At 70.9% G+C, this 21,324-nt stretch carries 19 protein-coding genes; 9 read left to right on the top strand and 10 right to left on the bottom strand.

Annotated elements, in window-relative coordinates; all coding sequences use genetic code 11:
* Positions 1 to 9: 9 nt before the first annotated feature.
* Entirely contained in the window at positions 10 to 1,590 is a 1,581-nt protein-coding gene (locus ACWH43_RS03135) for a cytochrome ubiquinol oxidase subunit I (RefSeq protein WP_158446435.1), read from the bottom strand.
* 99 nt (positions 1,591 to 1,689) lie between these two features.
* Between ACWH43_RS03135 and ACWH43_RS03130 the strand changes: the two genes are divergently transcribed.
* Together ACWH43_RS03130 and ACWH43_RS03125 are read left to right on the top strand one after the other, a co-directional pair.
* Positions 1,690 to 3,297: an ABC transporter transmembrane domain-containing protein gene (locus ACWH43_RS03130; protein ID WP_158447970.1), complete on the top strand. Its 1,608-nt coding sequence runs from the start codon at positions 1,690 to 1,692 to the stop codon at positions 3,295 to 3,297.
* On the top strand, positions 3,294 to 4,892 hold the full coding sequence (locus tag ACWH43_RS03125) for an ATP-binding cassette domain-containing protein (protein ID WP_158447969.1): 1,599 nt from the start codon (positions 3,294 to 3,296) through the stop codon (positions 4,890 to 4,892). The genes ACWH43_RS03130 and ACWH43_RS03125 overlap by 4 nt, the downstream gene beginning before the upstream one ends.
* Positions 4,893 to 4,904: 12 nt before the next feature.
* On the opposite strand, the gene ACWH43_RS03120 is transcribed toward ACWH43_RS03125, so the two are convergent.
* The 4 genes from ACWH43_RS03120 to ACWH43_RS03105 all read right to left on the bottom strand — a co-directional run bounded on the left by ACWH43_RS03120 (position 4,905) and on the right by ACWH43_RS03105 (position 7,277).
* Entirely contained in the window at positions 4,905 to 5,171 is a 267-nt protein-coding gene (locus ACWH43_RS03120) for a dihydroxy-acid dehydratase domain-containing protein (protein ID WP_158446761.1), read from the bottom strand.
* A 30-nt stretch (positions 5,172 to 5,201) separates the two neighbouring features.
* Positions 5,202 to 5,816, bottom strand: coding sequence for an HAD family hydrolase (locus ACWH43_RS03115; protein ID WP_158446762.1), 615 nt, complete (start codon positions 5,814 to 5,816; stop codon positions 5,202 to 5,204).
* 109 nt (positions 5,817 to 5,925) lie between these two features.
* A complete protein-coding gene (locus tag ACWH43_RS03110; protein WP_158446763.1) occupies positions 5,926 to 6,561 on the bottom strand; it encodes a TIGR00725 family protein in 636 nt (211 codons plus the stop codon).
* 5 nt (positions 6,562 to 6,566) lie between these two features.
* Positions 6,567 to 7,277 (bottom strand): orotate phosphoribosyltransferase, encoded by a 711-nt coding sequence (locus tag ACWH43_RS03105; protein ID WP_158446764.1) that lies wholly within the window; start codon positions 7,275 to 7,277, stop codon positions 6,567 to 6,569.
* Between the two features lie 320 nt (positions 7,278 to 7,597).
* Between ACWH43_RS03105 and ACWH43_RS03100 the strand changes: the two genes are divergently transcribed.
* A complete protein-coding gene (locus ACWH43_RS03100) occupies positions 7,598 to 8,845 on the top strand; it encodes an MFS transporter (RefSeq protein WP_260349751.1) in 1,248 nt (415 codons plus the stop codon).
* A 7-nt stretch (positions 8,846 to 8,852) separates the two neighbouring features.
* Here the strand turns inward: ACWH43_RS03100 and ACWH43_RS03095 are convergent, their stop codons facing one another.
* Positions 8,853 to 10,931 (bottom strand): 3-hydroxyacyl-CoA dehydrogenase NAD-binding domain-containing protein, encoded by a 2,079-nt coding sequence (locus tag ACWH43_RS03095; RefSeq protein ID WP_158446765.1) that lies wholly within the window; start codon positions 10,929 to 10,931, stop codon positions 8,853 to 8,855.
* 280 nt (positions 10,932 to 11,211) lie between these two features.
* Here ACWH43_RS03095 and pgi point away from each other — a divergent pair, with 280 nt between their 5' ends.
* The 6 genes from pgi (at position 11,212) to ACWH43_RS03065 (ending at position 18,262) form a co-directional block, all read left to right on the top strand.
* Positions 11,212 to 12,828 carry a glucose-6-phosphate isomerase gene (gene pgi / locus ACWH43_RS03090; RefSeq protein WP_375797052.1) on the top strand — a complete coding sequence of 539 codons (1,617 nt, stop codon included), beginning with the start codon at positions 11,212 to 11,214 and terminating at the stop codon, positions 12,826 to 12,828.
* 190 nt (positions 12,829 to 13,018) lie between these two features.
* Positions 13,019 to 14,230 carry an acyl-CoA dehydrogenase family protein gene (locus tag ACWH43_RS03085; RefSeq protein ID WP_158447968.1) on the top strand — a complete coding sequence of 404 codons (1,212 nt, stop codon included), beginning with the start codon at positions 13,019 to 13,021 and terminating at the stop codon, positions 14,228 to 14,230.
* Positions 14,227 to 15,252 carry a phosphotransferase family protein gene (locus tag ACWH43_RS03080; RefSeq protein ID WP_260349750.1) on the top strand — a complete coding sequence of 342 codons (1,026 nt, stop codon included), beginning with the start codon at positions 14,227 to 14,229 and terminating at the stop codon, positions 15,250 to 15,252. The genes ACWH43_RS03085 and ACWH43_RS03080 overlap by 4 nt, the downstream gene beginning before the upstream one ends.
* A 118-nt stretch (positions 15,253 to 15,370) precedes the next feature.
* Positions 15,371 to 16,078 (top strand): GntR family transcriptional regulator, encoded by a 708-nt coding sequence (locus ACWH43_RS03075; RefSeq protein ID WP_158446840.1) that lies wholly within the window; start codon positions 15,371 to 15,373, stop codon positions 16,076 to 16,078.
* A 158-nt stretch (positions 16,079 to 16,236) separates the two neighbouring features.
* Positions 16,237 to 17,199 carry a dihydrodipicolinate synthase family protein gene (locus tag ACWH43_RS03070; protein WP_158446841.1) on the top strand — a complete coding sequence of 321 codons (963 nt, stop codon included), beginning with the start codon at positions 16,237 to 16,239 and terminating at the stop codon, positions 17,197 to 17,199.
* 61 nt (positions 17,200 to 17,260) lie between these two features.
* Complete coding sequence (locus tag ACWH43_RS03065) at positions 17,261 to 18,262, top strand: 4-hydroxyproline epimerase (RefSeq protein WP_158446842.1); 1,002 nt, start codon at positions 17,261 to 17,263, stop codon at positions 18,260 to 18,262.
* A 61-nt stretch (positions 18,263 to 18,323) separates the two neighbouring features.
* Here the strand turns inward: ACWH43_RS03065 and minE are convergent, their stop codons facing one another.
* From minE to ACWH43_RS03045, 4 genes are all read right to left on the bottom strand, one after another.
* Positions 18,324 to 18,587 (bottom strand): cell division topological specificity factor MinE, encoded by a 264-nt coding sequence (minE, locus tag ACWH43_RS03060; RefSeq protein WP_158446843.1) that lies wholly within the window; start codon positions 18,585 to 18,587, stop codon positions 18,324 to 18,326.
* The gene (minD, locus tag ACWH43_RS03055; RefSeq protein WP_158446844.1) at positions 18,584 to 19,399 is read right to left on the bottom strand and encodes a septum site-determining protein MinD; all 816 of its coding nucleotides are present in this window, start codon (positions 19,397 to 19,399) and stop codon (positions 18,584 to 18,586) included. The genes minE and minD overlap by 4 nt, the downstream gene beginning before the upstream one ends.
* A gap of 32 nt (positions 19,400 to 19,431) precedes the next feature.
* On the bottom strand, positions 19,432 to 20,169 hold the full coding sequence (gene minC, locus ACWH43_RS03050) for a septum site-determining protein MinC (protein ID WP_158447978.1): 738 nt from the start codon (positions 20,167 to 20,169) through the stop codon (positions 19,432 to 19,434).
* A 126-nt stretch (positions 20,170 to 20,295) separates the two neighbouring features.
* Entirely contained in the window at positions 20,296 to 21,183 is an 888-nt protein-coding gene (locus tag ACWH43_RS03045; protein ID WP_158447967.1) for a LysR family transcriptional regulator, read from the bottom strand.
* Positions 21,184 to 21,324 lie beyond the last annotated feature (141 nt).

Genomic DNA, 21,324 nt, shown 5'->3' with positions numbered 1-21,324 from the left:
GGGCTGCGGTCATTCGGCCGGGGCGACGGCGGGGCGCGGGGCCGGCCGGCCCGGCCGCAGCCCCTCGACGACGGCGGCGATCTCCGGCCCCTTGCGGATGGCGGCCAGCATCAGCCTGACCTCGATGATCGCGAGCACGCCGTAGAGCAGCGTGAAGCCGGCGATGGTGAGCAGCAGATTGTAGATGCCGAGCTCCGAGGTCGCGAGGAAGGTCGGCAGCACGCCTTCGATGATCCAGGGCTGCCGGCCGAACTCGGCGACGAACCAGCCGACCTCGATCGCGATCCAGGGCAGCGGCATCGCCAGCAGTGCCATGCGGAACAGCCAGCGCGGCGCCTCCGCCTCGCGGATCGTGTGCCACAGCGAGACCGCGAAGACGCCGAGCAGGACGAAGCCGCACAGCACCATCAGGCGGAAGCCGAAGAACAGCCACGGCACCCCCGGCACGGTCGACCAGGCGGCGTCCTTGATGTTCTGCTCGGTCGCCTGCCGCGGATCGGCGACGAACTGCTTCAGCAGCAGCGCGTAGCCGAGATCGTGCGAGGAGGCCTTGAAGGCGGCGCGGGCGACGCCGTCGTCCCGGTCGACCTTCAGCTTCTCCAGCGCGTCATAGGCGATCAGCCCGTCGCGGATGCGCGCCTCCGCCCGCTGCACCAATTCGTCGATGCCGGGGATCGGCGTGTCGACCGAGCGCGTGCCGATCAGGCCCATCACCCAGGGGATATGGATGGCGAAATGGGTCTTGCGGTCGCTCCGGCTGGGGATGCCGATGGCGGTGAAGGAGGCCGGCGGCGCTTCCGTCTCCCACATCGCCTCGATCGCGGCGAGCTTCATCTTCTGGTTGTCGGTCAGCGCATAGCCGCTCTCGTCGCCGAGCACGATCACCGACAGCGCCGAGGCGAGGCCGAAGGCCGAGGCGATGACGAAGGAGCGCTTCGCCAGCTCGATATGCCGGCCGCGCAGCATGTACCAGCCCGAGACGCCGAGCACGAAGGTGGCGGCGCAGACATAGCCGGCCGAGACGGTGTGGACGAACTTCGCCTGCGCCACCGGGTTGAAGATCACCGCCACGAAATCGGTGACCTCCATGCGCATCGTCTCGAGGTTGAAGGCGGCGCCAACCGGGTTCTGCATCCAGCCATTGGCGACCAGGATCCACAGCGCCGAGAAATTCGTGCCGAGCGCCATCAGCCAGGTCACGATCATATGGGCGCGCGGCGACAGCCGGTCCCAGCCGAAGAAGAACAGCCCGACGAAGGTCGCCTCGAGGAAGAAGGCCATCAGGCCCTCGATCGCCAGCGGCGCGCCGAAGACGTCGCCGACATAATGCGAGTAATAGGCCCAGTTCATGCCGAACTGGAATTCCATGGTGATGCCGGTGGCGACGCCGAGCGCGAAGTTGATGCCGAACAGCACGCCCCAGAACTGCGTCATGTCGCGCCAGATCGTCCGGCGGGTCATGACATAGACGGTTTCCATCATCGCGAGCAGGATGGACAGGCCGAGCGTCAGCGGCACGAACAGGAAGTGATAGAGGGCCGTCAGCGCGAACTGGAGGCGCGACAACTCGACGAGAAGCGGATCGACCATGGCAGCATCCTTTCGGGACGTTTCCTTATAGCCCAATAGCCGTCACGCTTCTTGACTTCGATCAAGCCGGATCGGCCGGCGCCGTGCGAAGGAAGGGACATGGAGCAGCCTGCCACATCGGGGGACCAGCCAGACCGCGGCGGCGCCGGAGGCGCCTTCGCCGCGCTCGAGCGGGCGCGCCGCCTCGGCGCGCGCGGACTTGCGCATCTGCTCGGCTGGCAGTTCGCGCGCCTCGCGTTGCGGCTCGCCGCTTCCGGCCTGATGGCCTGGCTCTTCGGCCATCTCGTGATGGGCGGGACCGTCCCGCCCATGCTCGTCGCCGGGATCGCGCTTTCGGCCCTCGGCGCGGCGCTCGCCGGGCTGATCGCCGACCGCACCCAGGCCACGGCCGAGGCGCGGGTCGCGACCAGGCTGCGCGACGCGGCCACCATGCGGCTTCAGTCCCTGCCGGCCCGGCGCCTGCGCGCCCTTTCGGCCGGCGGCGCCACGGTCGGGCTCCAGCGCCATCCCGAGGCGGTGGCGAGCCTCGTCATCGGCCACCGCGCCGCCAGCCTGGCCATGGCCGTCGGTCCGCTCCTGGCGGCGGCGGTGCTCGCCATCGTCTCCTGGCAGGCGGCGCTGCTGGTGCTGGTCCTGACCCCGGTGATGATCCTGTTCTTCGCCCTGGTCGGCCAGGCCATCCGCCGGCGGGCCGACGCCCAGGAGGAGGCCTTCAGCCATCTCGCCGGCCAGTTCGCCGACCGCATCCGCACGCTGCCGACCATCCTCGCCAACGACGCGCTCGCCGCCGAGGAGAGCAAGCTCGCCGGCCGGCTCGACGCCTATGTCGGCAAGACCATGGGCGTGCTGCGCATCGCCTTCCTCAATGCCGGGCTGATCGACTTCTTCGCCTCGCTCTCGATCGCGATGCTCGCCGTCTTCCTCGGCCTCGGCCATCTCAGGCTGGCGACGATTCCCGGCTTCTCCGATCTGGCGCTCTGGCAGAGCCTCTTCATCCTGATGATCGCGCCGGAGTATTTCGCGCCGTTCCGCCGCTTCTCCGAGCAGTATCACGCCAAGGCCGAAGGGCTCGCCGCCGCCGCCGCCCTCGACGGCCTGCTCGACGCCGACGCGGCCCCCGCACCGCTCCTGCCCGCGGTCGAGCGCGCCCTGGCGACGCTCGTCCTGCCGGCGCGGGGCCTCGTCGTCGTCGCCGGCCCGAGCGGCGCCGGCAAATCGACCCTGCTGCGCCGGCTCGCCGGCGTCGAGGCCGGCCCGGCGCCCTCTCCCCGGCCGCTGCCGGGCTGCGTCTGGGTCGCGACCGACAGCCCGGTCGCCGGCGGCACGCTGGCGGACGCGCTCCGCGACGGAACCGGCCCCGCCTGCCCGACCCGCCTGCGCGAGGCCGCCGCCCGGATCGGCCTGCTCGACGACGCCCTGCTGCCCGGCGGGCTCGAGGCCCGCATCCGGGCCGGCGGCGCCAACCTGTCCGGCGGCCAGCGGCTGCGGATCGCCCTGGGGCGCGCACTGCTGAGCCGGCGCATCGTCGTCGCCGACGAGCCGACGGCCAAGCTCGACGCCGCGACCGCCGCGGCGGTGCGCCGCGCGCTGGGCGACATGGCGAAAACCCGGCTCGTCATCGTCGCGAGCCACGACCCCGCGCTGATCGCCCTCGCCGACCGCAACGTCGCGCTCGGCGCCACGCCCCGGCTGGAGACGGCCGCATGACGGATGCCTCTCCCGAACGCAGCGGCGGCGCGCGCAGGCTCTGGCGTCGGGCGGCGCTCTTCGCCGCGGCCGCGCTCCTCTGCGGCGTGCTGCTCGGCGGGCTTTCCGCCTGGTTCCTCGGCTCGGTCGCGCTGGCGGGGCTGACGGCCGCCGCCTACAGCTTCAACTTCCATATCCCGGCCGCGCTGGTGCGGCTCTTCGCCGTCGGCCGGACGGCGGCCCGCTATGGCGAGCGCCTGAGCGGCCACCATGCGGCGCTGAGCGACCAGACGACGCGCCGGGTCGCGCTGTTCCGCGCCATGGCCGCCGCCCCGGCGGTACGCAGCGCCGGCTGGCAGCTCGCGGACCAGGCGCGGCTGGCGGATTATCTCGACGACGTCGAGGATCTCGACTTCGCCCGGCTGCGCGCCGATCTCCCCGCCCTGCTCCTCGCCGCCGGAACGGCCGCCGCCCTGGTCGCCACCGCCTGCATCGCCCCGCTCGCCCTGGTTCCGATCGCGGCCTGGCTGGCCGTCCTCGCCGTCGCGGCGCGCCGGCTCGCCCGCAGGGGCGCGCTGGCCTGGGAGCAGGCCCGGGCCCTGCGCCGCGACGGCGCGCAGCGCTTCGGCGCCGCGATGGCCGCGGTCGTGCCACTCCAGGCCGAGGGACGCTGGGCCGGCCATTGCGCCGAGGCGCTCGGCCGCTTCTCGCGCGCCGACGAGGCCGAGCGCACCCTGCGCCTCTCCCAGTCCGGCCTCGACGCGCTCGCCTCGCTGCTCGGCCCCCTCGCCGCCGTCAGCGTCTTCGCCGCCGCCTGGCATGGCGGGGCGCGGGCCGAGGCCTTGCTGGTCCCGGCTTTCCTCGCCTTCTCCTGGTTCGCGCTGGCTGAGGCGGCGCAGGGCGCCTCGCGCATGGTCGTCGCGACGCTGCGCCGCCGGGCCGCGCAAGCGGGCATCGACCGCTGGACCGAGACCCGGGCGCGTTCGGCGGCGCCGGCCCGGGCCCCGGCCCGGCTCGCCACGCTCCACAGCGCCGCCTGGCAGCGCCGCGCGCCGAATGGCCGCCCGCTCGGCGGCCCGCTCGCCCTGGCCCTGCGCGCCGGGCGCCCGACCATACTCACCGGCGCCAGCGGCATCGGCAAGACCAGCCTGCTCAAGCAGATCGCCGGCTGGACCGGCCAGGACGTGCTGGAGAGCGAGGCCGGGCCGCTCGCCGCCGCCGACCGGCGCGCTGCCAGCATGTTCTGCCCGCATGACGCGGCGATCCTCGCCGATACGGTCCGCGCCAACCTCTTCGCCCCGGCCTGCCCGGACGAAGAGCTCTGGCAGGCGCTGGAGGCCGTCGAGCTGGCCGAGCGCATCCGCGCGGCCGGGGGGCTGGACGGCTGGATCACGCAGGACATGCTCTCCCTCGGCGAGGCGCAGCGGCTGAACCTCGCCCGCGCCTGGCTCTCGGCGAAGCCGCTGGTGCTGCTCGACGAGCCGACCGAGCATCTGCGCGCCGATCAGGGCCTGCGCATCCTCGGACGGCTGCTCGAACGCTTGCAGGATCGCGTCGTGGTGCTGTCGAGCCACGGCGTCGAGGCCCTGCCCGGCGCCGAGACGATCCGGCTCTGACGCCGCCCGCCGTCAGCAGAGGTCGACATCGACGCCCTCTTCGGCCTGGAGCACATGGCTGTCATGGCGCTTGTCGCAGCCGCGCCTTTCAGTCTCGACGGCCTGCGGCAGGGCCGCGCGCCGTGCCTGGAGCTCCGCTTCGGGCACCAGCGGGTCGAGCCGCCCTTCGGAGACGCCGAGCCCGATCCGGCCGCCGTCGCGCACCGGCGCGAGCGGGCCGCCCGGGGAGCGGCGCAGATAGCCGGCAAGTTCTGGGGCGCCGTAATGGGCGCCGCCCATGCCGCTCCTGCCGGCAGGCGCCCCTGTCGTTCAGAGCGCCAGGCCGCGCCCGCGCAACTCGGCCCGCAAATCGATCGGCTCGACGAAATGCACCGTCCGCATGCCGACGCCCCGCGCCGCCTCGATATTCCGGGCGCTGTCGTCGACGAAGATGCAATCGCCGGCCGCGAGGCCGTAGCGCGCCAGCAGCAGCTCGAAGATCGCCGGGTCCGGCTTGATCAGCCGCTCATGCGCCGAGACGACGACGCCGTCGAAGGATTGCAGGAAGGGGAAGCGGATCAGGCACTCCGCCCATTTCTCGCGCGAGAAATTGGTGATGGCGTAGACCTTGTCGCCGCGCCGCTTCAATTCCTCCAGCACCGCGACGCTGTCCGCGATGACGCCGGGCACGGTCTCGTGCCAGCGCTCGTCATAGGCGCGGATCTCGCGCTCCCATTCCGGATGCTGCGACACCAGCAGCGCCACGGCCTCGGCCCAGGAGCGGCCGCGATCCTGCTCGATGTTCCAGGCGGCGGTGCAGACGTTCTGCATGAACCAGTCGAGCCGCTCGGGCTCGGGAATCAGCTCCCGGTAGAGCAGCCGCGGATCCCAGCGGACCAGCACATTGCCGACATCGAAGACCACCGTCGGGGACGCTGCTGCCATGTTCTCCATCCGCTCCTCAGGGCCCGCGGCCGGCCATGGCCGCGAAGCATCCCCTCGAAAGGTGGAGCGGCTCGGGCCGCCGCGTCAACCGGACGCCTGCCTCGCGCGGTCAGAGCGCGAGGAAGACCCGCGCCACCCATTCGAGCGCCGCCTCGGCATCGGCGCAGGGCACGGCGCCCTCCACCGTCGGCGCCCCCTCCAGCAGGAAGACCGGCCGCCTGAACTGCAGCGCGAAGGCGATTTCCGACAAGGTGCCGTAGCCGCCGCCGACGGCGACCATGCAGAGCGCCGCCCGCGCGATCAGCGCGTTGCGCGCCACGCCGATCCCGGTCGCCAGCGGCACCGTGACATGAGGGTTCGCCGCCGCCGGCTCCTCGTCCGGCAGCAGACCGATCGACAGGCCGCCCGCGCCTTCCACGCCGCGGCAGACCGCTTCCATCACGCCGGCGCGGCCCCCGCACAGCACCGTCACGCCATGCCGGGCGAGCAGCGCGCCGAGACGCTCGGCGGTAGCGGCCTGCGCCGCGCCCGGCTCCCGCGGGCCGACGACCGCGACGGGCACGCGCACGGCCCTGCCGCTCTCCTTCTGCAGCCAGCGCAGCGCCTCGGCCGCCGTGACGGCCTCGCCGGCTTCGGCCCCGTCCCCGGCGGCCCAGAGGCGCGCGGCGGGATCGAAGCGGCGCCCGGCGGCGTCGCGCAGCAGGCCGCGGCCGGCATCGAGGCTCAGGCGCGGAGCGGGCTCCATCGCCGTCAGGCCGACTTTTCCTGGCCGAATTCGGAGATGCCGCCATGCTTGGCCGACCAGCTCGCCGGATCGTTCAGGAAGCTCTCGACCTCGGCCAGCACCTTCGGCTCGAAATGGCCGCTCTCCTTGGCGGCGGCGAGCACGTCCCACCAGGTGGTGAGATAGTGCAGGTTGACGCCGAGCTCGGCCATCAGCTCGCGGCTCTTCGGGAAGATGTCGTAGTAGAACAGCACGAAGCAGTGCTGCACATCGGCGCCGGCATGGCGCAGCGCCTCGGCGAAATTGACCTTGCTGCGCCCGTCGGTGGCGAGGTCCTCGACCAGCAGCGTGCGCGCGCCCTCGACGACCGAGCCCTCGATCTGGGCGTTGCGGCCGAAACCCTTCGGTTTCTTGCGGACATACTGCATCGGCAGCGCCAGGCGGTCGGAGATCCAGGCGGCGAAGGGGATGCCGGCCGTCTCGCCGCCGGCGATGGTGTCGAGCGATTCATAGCCGATGTCGCGGACGATGGTGGTGGCGGCGAAATCGATCAGGGTCGAGCGCAGGCGCGGATAGGAGATGATCTTGCGGCAGTCGATATAGACCGGGCTCGCCCAGCCGGAGGTGAAGAAGAAGGGCTTGTCCTGGTAGAAATGGACCGCCTTGATCTCGAGCAACATCTTGGCTGCTTCGCGCGCGATCACCGCGCGGTCGGTCGGGGTGAACAGATTGGCCATGGCGTCAGTTTCTCCGGTCTGAGCGCCAGCGTTCGCCGCGCGGCGGCGTGGGACGAGGCACCTGTCGAGTTCGCAAACGGCCCCTTCTGTTCCGTCCCGCGGGACCGGTCAATCCCCGAAGCGGGTTTTCGACAGCGGCCCGGGCCCGGGTCTTGCATCGCTGGCCTGCGCCCGGCCGGCCGGGGCCATCGTGGCTGTGGATGCCCGCCGCGCCATGCATGCGAAGGGCGGCGATAGTAGGCTAAGGATACGAATTGACCCAGGCGTCAACGAGTGCCCTTGGGCCCGCGAAACAGCGACCAGACAAGGGGATCGACACCGTGAGCGACAATCAGGCCGCAACCGCCGGCTCCATGCGGTTCTCCGCCCCGACGGAGGTGGACGACAAGGCCCGCAAGGCCGTCTGGGGCGCCGCCATCGGCTACGCCATGGACGGCTTCGACCTCCTGATCCTCGGCTTCATGCTGAAGGCGATCTCGACCGAGCTCGCGCTCAGCCAGGGCCAGGCCGCCTCGCTGGTCACCGCGACGCTGGTCGGCGCCGTGCTCGGTGGCATCGGCTTCGGCATGCTCTCCGACCGGATCGGCCGGGTCCGGGTGCTGACCTGGACGATCGTCCTCTTCGCCGTCTTCACCGGGCTCTGCGCCCTGGCGCAGGGCTATTGGGACCTGCTGATCTACCGCACCATCGCCGGCCTCGGGCTCGGCGGCGAGTTCGGCATCGGCATGGCGCTGGTCGCCGAGGCCTGGCCGGCCTCGAAGCGGGCGCGGGCCTCTTCCTATGTCGGCCTCGGCTGGCAGGCGGGCGTGCTCGCCGCCGCGCTGGTGACCCCGCTGCTGCTGCCGAGCATCGGCTGGCGCGGCATGTTCGCGCTCGGTATCCTGCCGGCGGTCGTCGCCTATTTCATCCGCCACTCGCTGCACGAGCCCGACGTCTTCGTCGCCCGCGCGCAGGACAAGCCGAAGGAATCGGCGCTGCACCTGCTGGTCAAGGATTGGGACACGACCAAGCTCAGCCTCGGCATGGTCATCCTCTGCTCGGTCCAGAACTTCGGCTATTATGGCGTGATGATCTGGCTGCCGAACTATCTCTCGACCCGGTTCGGCTTCGCCCTGACGCAATCGGCGCTGTGGACGGCGGTGACCATCGGCGGCATGGCGCTCGGCATCTTCGCCTTCGGCCATATCGCCGACCGCATCGGCCGCCGCCCGGCCTTCTTCGCCTATATGATCGGCGCGGCCGTCATGGTGCTGGTCTATTCGCGGCTGACCGACCCGACGACGCTGCTGATCGGCGGCGCGGTGATGGGCTTCTTCGTCAACGGCATGCTCGGCGGCTACGGCGCGCTGATGAGCGAGCTCTATCCGACGGCGGCGCGCGCCACCGCCCAGAACGTGCTGTTCAACATCGGCCGCGGCGTCGGCGGCTTCGGCCCGGTGGTGGTCGGCGCGCTGGCGGCGAGCCACGGCTTCGAATTCGCGATCGCGGCGCTGGCCGCGCTCTACATCCTCGACCTGCTCGCCATGTGGTTCCTGATCCCGGAACGGCGTGGCGCCGAGCTGACCTGAGGCCGGCTCACCCGCCGGAGGCGAGGCTGGCGAAGCCCTTGCCTTCGGCGGCGAGGCGCCTCAGCAGCGGCGCCGGCTTCAGCGCCGCGTCGCCGCTCTCCGCCGCCTGCGCCTCAAGCCGCTTCGCGATCACGCCGAGCCCGACGCCGTCGGCCCAGAACATCGGGCCGCCGCGCCAGGCCGGCCAGTTGTAGCCGTTGATCCAGACGATATCGATGTCGCCGGGCCGGGCGGCGATGCCCTCCTCCAGGATGCGCGCGCCCTCGTTCACCATCGGATCGAGCAGGCGCGCCAAGATCTCCTCCTGCGTGAAGGCCCGGCGCGTCACGCCCTGCTCGGCCGAGATGCGCTGGATCAGCGCCTCGACCTCCGGGCAGCGCTGCCCGGCGCGCGCGCCCTGCGGGTAGAGATAATAGCCGCGCCCGGTCTTCTGGCCGAACCAGCCCGCCTCGCAGATCGCGTCGGCGACGGCGGCCTTGAGGCCGCGCGCCTTGCGCGAGCGCCAGCCGATATCGTTGCCGGCGAGGTCGGCCATGGCGAAGGGCCCCATCCTGAAGCCGAAATCGACCAGCGCCCGGTCGACCTCGTAGGGCAGCGCGCCGGCGACCAGCAGCCGCTCTGCCGCGCGCGTGCGCTGCTCCAGCATGCGGTTGCCGACAAAGCCGAAGCCGTTGCCGACCACGACCGGCACCTTGCCGAGCCTGCGCCCGAGCGCGACGGCGGTGGCGACGGCGTCGTCCGCCACGCCCTTGGGCCGCACCACCTCGAGCAGCTTCATGACGTTGGCCGGGCTGAAGAAATGCATGCCGAGCACGTCCTGCGGACGCTTCGTCGCGGCCGCGATGGTGGGCACGTCGAGATAGGAGGTGTTGCTGGCGAGGATCGCGCCCGGCTTCGCCACCGCGTCGAGCTCGCCGAAGATCTGGCGCTTGACGCCCATCTCCTCGAAGGCGGCCTCGACGACGATGTCCGCCTGCGCCGCGGCGGCGAGCCCGACCGCGGGCTTGATCAGGGCGAGCCGCGCAGCGCGGGCCTCCGGCGTCAGCGAGCCGCGCTGGACGGAGATGTCGTAGATCGCGGCGATACGGTTCATGCCGTTGTCGAGCGGCGCCTGCGCCGTCTCGATCAGCGTCACCGGGATGCCGGCATTGGCGAAGCACATGGCGATGCCGCCGCCCATCGTGCCGGCGCCGATCACCGCCGCCCGCGCGACCGGACGCGGCGTCACCGCGGGCCCGATGCCCGGCACCCTGGCGATGGCGCGCTCGGCGAAGAAGACATGGCGCAGCGCCTTCGCCCGCGGATCGTCGAGAAGGGCGAGAAACAGCGCCCGCTCCGCCGCCAGCCCCTGCTCGAAGGGCAGCAGGAAGGCGTTGCGCACCGCTTCCACCAGCGCCGGAACGTTGGGCGCCTCGCCCGCCTGGCGCAGCGCCTCCTTCGCCTGCGCCTCGAAGGCGGAGCGGTCCGCCTCGGTAAGACGCTCCGCCGCCGCGCTGGTCACCGGGCGCCGCCCCTCGGCCGCAAGCCCTTGCGCAACCCGGATCGCCGTCGCCAGCAGGTCGCTCGACACCACCTCGTCGAGCAGCCCCCATTCGAGCGCCCGCCCGGCCAGGACCGGATCGCCGGAGAGCATCATCGCGAAGGCCTTCGCCGCCCCGATCAGCCGCGGCAGGCGCTGCGTGCCGCCGGCGCCCGGAATGAGCCCGAGCCTGATCTCGGGCAGGCCAAGCTGCGCCGCCGGGAGGGCGACGCGGGCATGGCAGGCGAGCGCGACCTCGAGCCCGCCGCCCAGCGCCGCACCCTGGATCGCGGCGACGACCGGCTTGGCCGAACGCTCGATCGCATCGAGCACGTCGGGCAGGAGGGGCGGCACCGGCGGCTTGCCGAATTCGCCGATATCGGCGCCGGCGATGGAGGCCTTGCCCGCGGCGGCGATCACCACGGCCTCGATCGCGGCATCCGCATTGGCCTGCGCGATCGCCGCGACCAGGCCGGCCCGCACCGCCGCGCCCAAGGCATTGACCGGCGGATTGTCGATCGTGACGACGGCGACCGCCGCATGGCGGGAGAAAGCGACCGGACTCAAGGCGACGGCTCCTATCGAAACGCGGGGAAGGCCGGCCTGCGGTCCGCCCGGAGAGTTGCGAGGAATAGCCCATCTCCGCCGATCGGCAGCAGATTTTTTGCGGCCGCGCGGCGCGGAAGCCGCCGGCTGCGCCCTTGCCCGCCCCGCAGCACGGGGGCCGGGCCATGCCGGCACCGGAATTGTCGCGCATGGCACGGTTGCAATGCATGGTGTCGGCGCGGGCCGCTCTTGGCTTATGGTCGCCGGCAGGACGAACGGAGCATCGATTATGCCGCAGCGCTTGGACAGGATCTGGAGCGAACTGGCCGCCCGTCGCACTGCGACGAAAGACCGTCACCTGCGCGCGCTCTTCGCCGCGGATCCCCGGCGCTTCGACCGCTTCTCCGCCCGGCTCGACGACCTGCTGCTCGATTATTCCAAGACCGCGGTGACGCCGGAGATCTTCGCCCTCCTCCTCGATCTCGCCGCCGCCGCCGGGATCGAGGCCAAGCGCGACGCGATGTTCGCCGGCGCGGCGATCAACACCACCGAGAACCGCGCCGTCCTGCACACGGCGCTGCGCAATCTCTCGGACCGCCCCGTCACGGTCGACGGCACCGATGTGATGCCGGAAGTGCGGGCGACGCTGGACCGGCTCTTCGCCTTCGCCGAGGGCGTCCGCGACGGCCGCATCGCCGCGGCCGATGGCGGCCGCTTCACCGATGTCGTCAATATCGGCATCGGCGGCTCCGATCTCGGGCCAGTGATGGCCACGCTGGCGCTGGCGCCCTATCATGACGGCCCGCGCCTGCATTACGTCTCCAATGTCGACGGCGCCCATATCGCCGACACCATCGCCAGGCTCGATCCGGCGCGGACGCTGGTGATCGTCGCCTCCAAGACCTTCACCACCATCGAGACGATGACCAATGCCGCGACCGCCCGCAAATGGCTCGCGGGCGCGCTCGGCGAGGCGGCTGTCGGCGCCCATTTCGCCGCGGTCTCGACGGCGCTCGACAAGGTCGCGGCCTTCGGCATCAAGCCGGAGCGCGTCTTCGGCTTCTGGGACTGGGTCGGCGGGCGCTATTCGGTCTGGTCGGCGATCGGCCTGCCGGTGATGATCGCCGTCGGGGCGGAGAATTTCCGCGCCTTCCTTGCCGGCGCCCATGCGGTCGACGAGCATTTCCGCACCGCGCCGCTCGGCGAGAACCTGCCGGTGATCATGGGCCTGATCGGCCTCTGGCACCGCGACGTCTGCGGCTACCCGACCCGCGCCATCCTGCCCTACGACCAGCACCTCCTCCGGCTGCCGGCCTATCTCCAGCAGCTCGACATGGAATCGAACGGCAAGCGCGTCCGCAAGGACGGCACGCCGGTCGCGCGGCCGACCGGCCCCGTGGTCTGGGGCGAGCCCGGCACCAACGGTCAGCACGCCTTCTACCAGCTCATCCACCAGGGCACCGACGTCGTGCCCTGCGAATTCCTGATCGCGGCCGAGGGCCATGAAGCCGACCTCGCCCATCACCAGCGCCTGCTGATCGCCAACTGCCTCGCCCAGAGCGAGGCGCTGATGAAGGGCCGCACGCTGGAGGAGACCCGGGCGCAGCTCGCCGCGAAGGGGGTCGCCCCGGCGCAGATCGAGGCGCGCGCGCCGCACATGACCTTCCCCGGCAACCGGCCCTCGCTGACCATCGCCTATCGCAAGCTCGACCCCTTCGCGCTCGGCCGCATCATCGCGCTGTTCGAGCACCGCGTCTTCGTCGAGGCGGCGATCTGGGACATCAACGCCTTCGACCAATGGGGGGTGGAGCTCGGCAAGGAGCTGGCGACGGCCCTCATGCCGGTGATCGAGGGCAAGGCCGACGGTGCCGGCCACGATTCCTCGACCGCGGGGCTCGCCGCCTATCTCACGTCCTAGCCTTGTCGCGAAACGCGCGGGTCATCCCGGACGCAGCGAAGCGGAGATCCGGGATCCATGCCTGAAGCTTCATCGGAAGCGTTCCGGCAAGGATCCCGGGTCAAGCCCGGGATGACAGCGTGTCGTCTCGACAGGCGGCATATTCTGGAAGCTTGCCTGTCCCCCTGTCTTCAGCCAGCCTGGACCGATGATGGATTTCACGATTTCCCCCGAGCTCGAGGAACTGCGGCGCCGGATCGCGGCCTTCGTCGAGACGGAGATCATCCCGCACGAGACCAACCCGGCGAGCTGGGACGCGCATGAGAACATCGCCGAGCCGGCGCTGGCAGAGCTGCGCGCCAAGGCGCGCGCGGCCGGGCTCTGGTGCATCCAGCTCAAGCCGGAGACCGGCGGGCTCGGCGTCGGGCGGGTCGGCATGGCGGTCTGCTACGAGGCGATGAACCGCTCGATCTTCGGGCCCGTGGTCTTCAATTCGGCGGCGCCCGACGACGGCAACATGATGGTTCTGGAGGCGGTGGCGACGCCCGACCAGAAGCGCCGCTGGCTCGCCCCGATCGTTGCCGGCGAGGTCCGCTCGGCCTTCGCCATGACCGAGCCCCATCCCGGCGGCGGCTCCGACCCGACCATGATCCGCACCCGCGCCGAGAAGCAGCCGGACGGCTCCTGGAAGCTCCATGGCCGCAAATGGTTCATCACCGGCGCCGAGGCCGCCGCGCATTTCATCGTCGTCGCCCGCAGCTCCGACGACGCCCGTCGCGGCCTGACCGCCTTCCTCTTCCACCGCGACCAGCCCGGCTGGGAGATCCTGCGCCGCATTCCGATCATGGGGCCGGAGGAGCATGGCGGCCATTGCGAGATCGCCTTCGACGGGCTGCACATCCCGGCCGAGGACGTGCTGATGGGCGAGGGCGACGGCTTCAAGGTCACGCAGATCCGGCTCGGCCCGGCCCGCCTGACCCATTGCATGCGCTGGCTCGGCCTCGCCAAGCGCTGCGTCGAGATCGCCCGCGCCTATGCGGCGACGCGCGAGGGCTTCGGCATCCGCCTCGCCGACCGCGAGAGCATCCAGCTCAAGCTCGGCCGCGCCGCCATGGCGATCGAGATCGGCCGGCTGCTGGTGATGAAGGCGGCCTGGGAGCTCGACCGCGGCGGCCAGGCCCGCAAAGAGGTCTCGATGGCCAAGGTCCAGGCCGCCAACACGCTGCACGAGGCGGCCGACATGGCGATCCAGATCAACGGCGCCCGCGGCTATTCCAAGGACACGGTGCTGGAATGGATCTACCGCTACGCCCGCCAGGCGCGGCTGGTCGACGGCGCCGACGAGGTGCACCAGATGGTCCTCAACCGCTTCCTCGACAAGGAAGGCGACGATTTCTGGCGCTGGCAGGTCGCCGGCGCGTGACGCTTCCCGCCGCACAGCCGGAAGCCGGCTTCGACGCCGCCGCGCTCGACGCCTATCTGCGCCGGGCGGTGGATCGCCTCTCCGGCCCGATGCGGCTGGAGCGGATCGGCGGCGGCCAGTCCAACCCGACCTTCTTCGTGAGCTATGACGACCGGGCGCTGGTGCTGCGCAAGCAGCCGCCGGGCGAGCTTCTGCCCTCCGCCCATGCCATCGACCGCGAATACCGCGTCATCAGCGCGCTCAGCCGGACGGATGTGCCCGTCCCGCCCGCCCTGCTCTATTGCGAGGACCGCACCATCCTCGGCACGCCCTTCTACCTGATGGAGAAGGTCGAGGGCCGGGTCTACCACGACTGCACCCTGCCCGGCCTGGCGCCGCAGGAGCGCAGCGCCATGTATGCCTCGCTGGCGCAGACGCTGGCGGCGCTGCACAATGTCGATGTCGCGGCGGCCGGCCTCGCCGATTACGGCAAGCCCGGCAACTACTTCGCCCGCCAGATCGCGCGCTGGGGCCGGCAATGGGAACTCTCGCGCAGCCGCGACGACGCCCATATCGACCGGCTGCGCGCCTGGCTGCCGGAGCATATCCCGGCCGACGAGACGGTCAGCCTGGTCCATGGCGACTACCGCATCGGCAACGCCATGTTCCACCCGACCGAGCCACGCGTCGTCGCCCTGCTCGACTGGGAACTGTCGACGCTCGGCCACCCGCTCGCCGACCTCGCCCATACCGCCATCGCCTGGCTGTCGCGGCCGGACGAGTATGGCGGCGTCGCGGGGCTCGACCTCGACGCGCTCGGCCTGCCCGATCTCGATCGCTTCGCTGCCCTCTATGGATCGCAGGCCCGGCACGGCCGGATCTTGCAACCCTTCCATCTCGCCTTCGCGCTGTTCCGCTGGGCGGTGATCTTCGAGGGCATCGCGGCCCGTGCCCGGGCCGGCAACGCCTCGGCCGGCAACGCCGCCGAGACCGGCCGCCTCGCCGCGGCCTTCGCCCGGCGCGCCGCCGAACTCGCCACTTAGAACACCCCGGTTTCGCCGCGAAACGCAGCAGGCCGGGCGCGGCGCATCCGACCGAGGCGGCCGCGATTGATCCCCGGCCGCCTCGCCCCTATGCCTCTTCCCGACAAGAGGGTTTCGGATGAACGCCACCAAGACACCGTCCCCGCCGCCGGAGCGCAAGCGCGGATTGGGCGCCAGACTGGTCTATGACCTGCTGCGCGACGAGATCCTCGACCTCGTCCTGCCGCCCGGCAGCCCGATCGACGAGGTCCAGCTCGCCGAGCGCTTCGAGATGTCGCGCACGCCGATCCGCGAGGCGCTGGTGCGGCTCGCCGGCGAAGGGCTGATCGCTACGCTGCCGAACCGCTCGACCATGGTGGCGAATCTCGACTTCCTCAACATGGCGCCCTTCTTCGACGCGCTCACGCTGATGTACCGGGTGACGGGCCAGCTCGCCGCCCGCAACCGGCGGCCGGAGGATCTGGAGGCGATCCGCGCCCGGCAGGCGGAATTTTCCGCCGCGGTCGCCGCCCAGGACGCGCTGGCGATGATCGCCACCAACGCGGCCTTCCACGCGGCGATCGCCGAGGCCGGCCGCAACCCCTATTTCAACAGCCTGTTCAGCCGCCTGCTCGACGAAGGCCGCCGCTTCCTGCGGCTCTACTACCAGTCCTTCGAGGACCGCCTGCCGCAGCGCTTCGTCGACGAGCACGAGGCGATGATCGCCGCCATCGAAGCCGGCGACGCCGAGACGGCGGAGCGCCTCGGCAAGGCCCATGCCGAGCAGATCGTCGTGCAGATCCGCAAGCTGGTGATCGGCGAGCAGCGGCTCGACATCGCTCTCTGAAGGACCCGGTGCAATGCGGCCCGGCGGAGGTCGCCGGCACGGCAGCCGCAATCTTGTCGACAAATAATATGCAAACTGATAGGGAGGAGCCTTCGGGAGGAGCGCGGCCCGGCCGGCGCCGCGTCTTAGCCGCATCGGAAAGCGGAAGGGAGAGCGAGATGAAGGCCCAGATTTTCTCCGGCGTGATCCCCGCGCTGATGACGCCCTGCAAGCCGGACCGCAGCCCGGATTTCGACGGGCTGGTGCGCAAGGCCGGGCAGTTGATCGGCGCCGGCATGTCGGCGGTGGTCTATTGCGGCTCGATGGGCGACTGGCCGCTGCTCAGCGACGCCCAGCGCATGGAAGGCGTCGAGCGCCTGGCGGGCGCCGGCATTCCGGTCATCGTCGGCACCGGCGCGGTCAACACCGCCTCGGCCGTCGCCCATGCCGCCCATGCCCGCAAGGTCGGCGCCAAAGGCCTGATGGTGATCCCGCGCGTGCTCTCGCGCGGAACCGTGATCGCCGCCCAGAAGGCGCATTTCAAGGCGATCCTCGCGGCCGCGCCCGAGCTGCCGGCGGTGATCTACAACAGCCCCTATTACGGCTTCGCCACCCGGGCCGACCTGTTCTTCGCCCTGCGCGCCGAGCACCCCAACCTCGTCGGCTTCAAGGAGTTCGGCGGGCCCGCCGACATGCGCTACGCCGCCGAGCACATCACCAGCCGCGACGACGACGTCTCGCTGATGGTCGGCGTCGATACGGCCGTCTTCCACGGCTATGTGAATTGCGGCGCCACCGGCGCGATCACCGGCATCGGCAACGTCCTGCCGCGGGAGGTGCTGCATCTGTGCCGGCTCTGCGAAGCCGCCGCCGCGGGCGACGCCGAGGCCCGCCGCCGCGCGCTGGAGCTGGAGCAGGCCCTCGCCGTGCTCTCCTCCTTCGACGAGGGGCCGGACCTCGTCCTCTTCTTCAAGCACATGATGGTGCTGAAGGGCGATGCGGAATACGCGCTGCACTTCAACGAGACCGATTCGCTCAGCGACAGCCAGCGCGGCTATGCCGAGGCGCAGCTCGCGCTCTTCGACGCCTGGTATGCGGACTGGTCCAGCCGTACGGACGCCGCCCGCAGATCCGCCGCCTGAGCCCGCCCGCCGCCATCGGCACCGCCGTTCCCGCCGCAGCGCCTTCCGAGGGACATCGCGCATGGCCAGCCACACCTTCTCCTGCATCGACGGCCATACCTGCGGCAATCCGGTGCGGCTCGTCGCCGGCGGGGGCCCGCGCCTCGAAGGCGCGACCATGCTGGAGAAGCGGGCGCATTTCCTGCGCGAATTCGACTGGATCCGCACCGGGCTGATGTTCGAGCCGCGCGGCCACGACATGATGTCGGGCTCGATCCTCTACCCGCCGACCCGGCCCGACTGCGACGTCGCCGTGCTCTTCATCGAGACCTCCGGCTGCCTGCCGATGTGCGGCCACGGCACCATCGGCACCGTCACCATGGGAATCGAGAACGGGCTGATCGCCCCGCGCGAGCCGGGCCGGCTCGCGATCGACGCCCCGGCCGGCAAGGTCGAGATCGGCTACCGCCAGGAGGGCCGCTTCGTCGAGGAGGTACGCCTGACCAATGTGCCGGGCTTCCTCCATGCCGAAGGGCTGACCGCCGAGGTCGAGGGTCTCGGCGAGATCGTCGTCGACGTCGCCTATGGCGGCAATTTCTACGCCATCGTCGAGCCGCAGAAGAACTTCCGCGACATGGCCGACCATGGCGCCGGCGAGCTGATCGGCTGGTCGCTGAGGCTGCGTGCGGCGCTCAATGCCACATACGAATTCGTCCATCCCGAGCACCCCGAGATCCGGGGCCTCAGCCATATCCTGTGGACCGGCAAGGCGACGAAGCCCGAAGCCCATGCCCGCAACGCCGTGTTCTACGGCGACAAGGCGATCGACCGCTCGCCCTGCGGCACCGGCACCAGCGCCCGCATGGCCCAGCTCGCCGCCAAGGGGAAGCTGAAGGTCGGCGAGGACTTCGTGCACGAATCGATCATCGGCTCGCTGTTCAACGGCCGCGTCGAGGCGGCGGCGACGGTGGCGGGCCGCGCCGCGATCGTCCCCTCCGTCGCGGGCTGGGCGCGGATGACCGGCTACAACACCATCTTCATCGACGAGCGCGACCCCTTCGCCCACGGCTTCGTCGTCGCCTGAGCACCGGAAGGCTTCGTTTGAATCCGGCGGGCGCGGATAGCGCTAGCGCGAAAGGCGGCCCTCAGGCCGCCTTCTTGCCCGCGTCGAACGGGATCTCGATGTCGACGGCCAGCGTCGAGACCTGGGCGCCGCGCTCCATGCGGACGCTGACCTTCTCGTCGTCGACCTGCATGTGCTTGGAGATGGCGCGCAGGATCTCGTCGCGCAGCTTGGTGACGAGATCCGAATCGCCGACCGAGGCGCGCTCATGCGCCAGCAGGACCTGCAGCCGCTCGCGGGCGGCGGGAGCCGACGGGGCGCGGAAGAAAAGACGGAACAGGCTCATGCCGCTTTCCTTCCGAAGATCTTGCCAAAGAAGCCGCGCTTCTCGCCGGGGACCGCGACCGGAAGCGTCTCGCCCTTGAGCCGGCGCACCGCGTCGAAATAGGCGACGGAGGGCGGGCAGCGGCCATCGGCGAGCGTGACCGGCGAGCCGAGATTGGAGGCGCGCAGCACGTCCATGCTCTCCGGGATGATGCCGAGCAGCGGGATCGACAGGATCTCGAGGACGTCGTCCACCTTCAGCATGTCGCCGCGCTCGGCCCGGGCGGGGTCGTAGCGGGTGAGCAGCAGGTGTTTCTCCATGCGCTCGCCGTTCTCGGCCTTGAGCGTCTTGGAGTCGAGCAGGCCGATGATGCGGTCGGAATCGCGCACCGAGGAGACTTCCGGATTGGTCACCACGATGGCGACGTCGGCGTGGCGCATGGCGAGGGTGGCGCCGCGCTCGATGCCGGCCGGGCTGTCGCAGATCACCCAGTCGAAGCTGCTCTTCAGCGCGCCGATCACCGCCGCGACCCCCTCGGCCGTGAGGTTGTCCTTGTCGCGCGTCTGCGAGGCGGGCAGCAGGTAGAGCGTCTCCAGCCGCTTGTCGCGGATCAGCGCCTGGGTCAGCTTGGCCTCGCCCTGGATGACGTTGACGAGGTCGTAGACCACCCGCCTTTCGGCGCCCATGACGAGATCGAGATTGCGCAGGCCGACGTCGAAATCGACCACGACGACCTTGTCGCCGCCCTGTGCGAGCGCGGCGCCCAGCGCGGCGGAGGAGGTCGTCTTGCCGACGCCGCCCTTGCCCGATGTGACCACGATGACCTTGCCCATTGACCGCTCCTTTGAATGATGACGCCGTCGGCTCAGGCGAGCGCGCCGACCTTGAACGTTTCGCCTTCCAGCCAGATCTGCACCGCCTTGCCGCGATGCTCCGGCTCCATGTCCTCGGCGGTCTTGTAGAAGCCGTCGATCGCGACGAGCTCGGCCTCGAGCCTGCGGCAGAAGATGCGCGCCGCCCCGTTGCCCATGGCGCCGGCGAGCGCCCTTCCCCGCAGCGTGCCGTAGACATGGACCGACCCGCCCGCGACGATCTCGGCCCCCGACGCGACCGAGCCGACCACGGTGACGTCGCCCTCGAGGAAGACCAGCGACTGGCCCGAGCGCACCGGCTGGGTGACGATCATCGAGGGCACGGCCTTGGGCGGCGGCGGAGCCGCGGGCTCGACGCTCGCGGCCGCCTGCGCCCCGGCGCTTTCCGGCGCCGCCGGCGGCGGCTCGATATCGGCGGTCGGCCGGCCGTCGGCCATGGCCGGCGGCAGGTCGGAGCCGAGCAGCGCCGGGGAGGCGCCCTCGATGCCCATGATCCGGACCTGGCGGGCGGCGAGCTTGCCGACGAAGTCGCGCAGCTCCGCCCGGTCGATGTCGAGCCCGGTGACGTCGAGCACGACGGGCCGCCGCAGGAAGAAGCCGGCGGAGCGCGACGCCAGATCGTCGAGCCGCACCAGCCAGTCCTCGAAGGGCAGCTCCGGGGTCAGCGTCAGCGCGAGATAGGACCGCCCCTTGAGGCGGATGGGCCGGGGTTGAGTTAACACGTCGGTTATCTTGGTAAATTTTCGGTTGCTTCGGTGTATCGAGCAAATGGTTAACGGATCGTAAATCCGCCGCGCCGCGGCGCGAAATCCGGTGGAGCGCAAAGATCCGGTCGAAGGCCGGGCGGCGGCCCTCCGTCAGGCGTCGATGGCCGAGGTCAGCCCGACGCAGAGCTGCCGCAGCGCCGTCACATAGGGGTTGCGCGCCAGGAAGCTGGCCTCGCCGAAATAGATCGGAATCTCCGGCAATTCCGGCAGGTCGACCGTGCTGATCGTGGTCTCCGTGCCCTCGATGCACCAGGCGGGAATGATCGCGTAGCCGAGCCCGGCCTCGACGCAGCGCTTCACGCTCGAGCTGCCCGATGTCGAGATCGCGATCTCCATCTCGGCGTCGTCCGTCTGCAGATAGTCGATGGCGAGGTTGCGCAGGAGCTGGCCGGGCTCATAGGTCACGAAGGGGCGCCCCTTGAGCCATGGCCTGATCTCGCCATGCGGCGGCGCGCCCCAGTCCCGCGGCAGCACCAGCGCCGGCCGGTAGGTGCAGACGAGGTGCTGCGGCACGTTGGGGTCGCCGAAATAGCGCTCGGTGATGCACAGATCGAGGCTGCCGTCCCGGATCATTTCCGGCAGGGCGGTGTCGCGCTCGAAGGCGATGATCTCGACCTGCGGGAACAGCGCCCTGAACTGCGCCAGGATCGGCGGCATCAGGTAGAAGAAGATCGCCTGCGGCAGCCCGACGCGCAACACCGGCCGCTCCTTCTGCAGCGTCCGGTCGAGCCGGGCCAGCATAGTGTCGAGCTCCGGCAGCAGCAGCTTGTAGAGGCTGCGCCCGCGTGGCGTCAGCGCCACCGTCTTGGCGCCCTGCTCGGAGACGACCAGCCGCTCGCCGAGAAGCTGCTCGAGCCGGCGGACATGGTTCGCCGCCGACTGGTAGCTCATGCCCAGCTTGCGCGCGGCGGCGGAATAGGAGCCGTCGCGCGCGACGATGAAGAACGTCTGGATGAGCGTCAGATTGGCTTCGCGCATGGTCCGTTACCGCGGGCGGGCTCGTCGTTTCCATTCCTACAACAGCCCGCTTTGCGCCACTTGCAAACAATGAGGCAAGTCGGGGCGGATCATTTGCATCGACCCGCCGGGTGAAGCCGGGGAGGTTCTGGCCATCGCTTG

The organism is Allobosea minatitlanensis, from assembly GCF_964020775.1.
The sequence above is the reverse complement of the archived record's forward strand: the minus strand, read 5'-3'. Positions and strand labels throughout refer to the sequence as shown.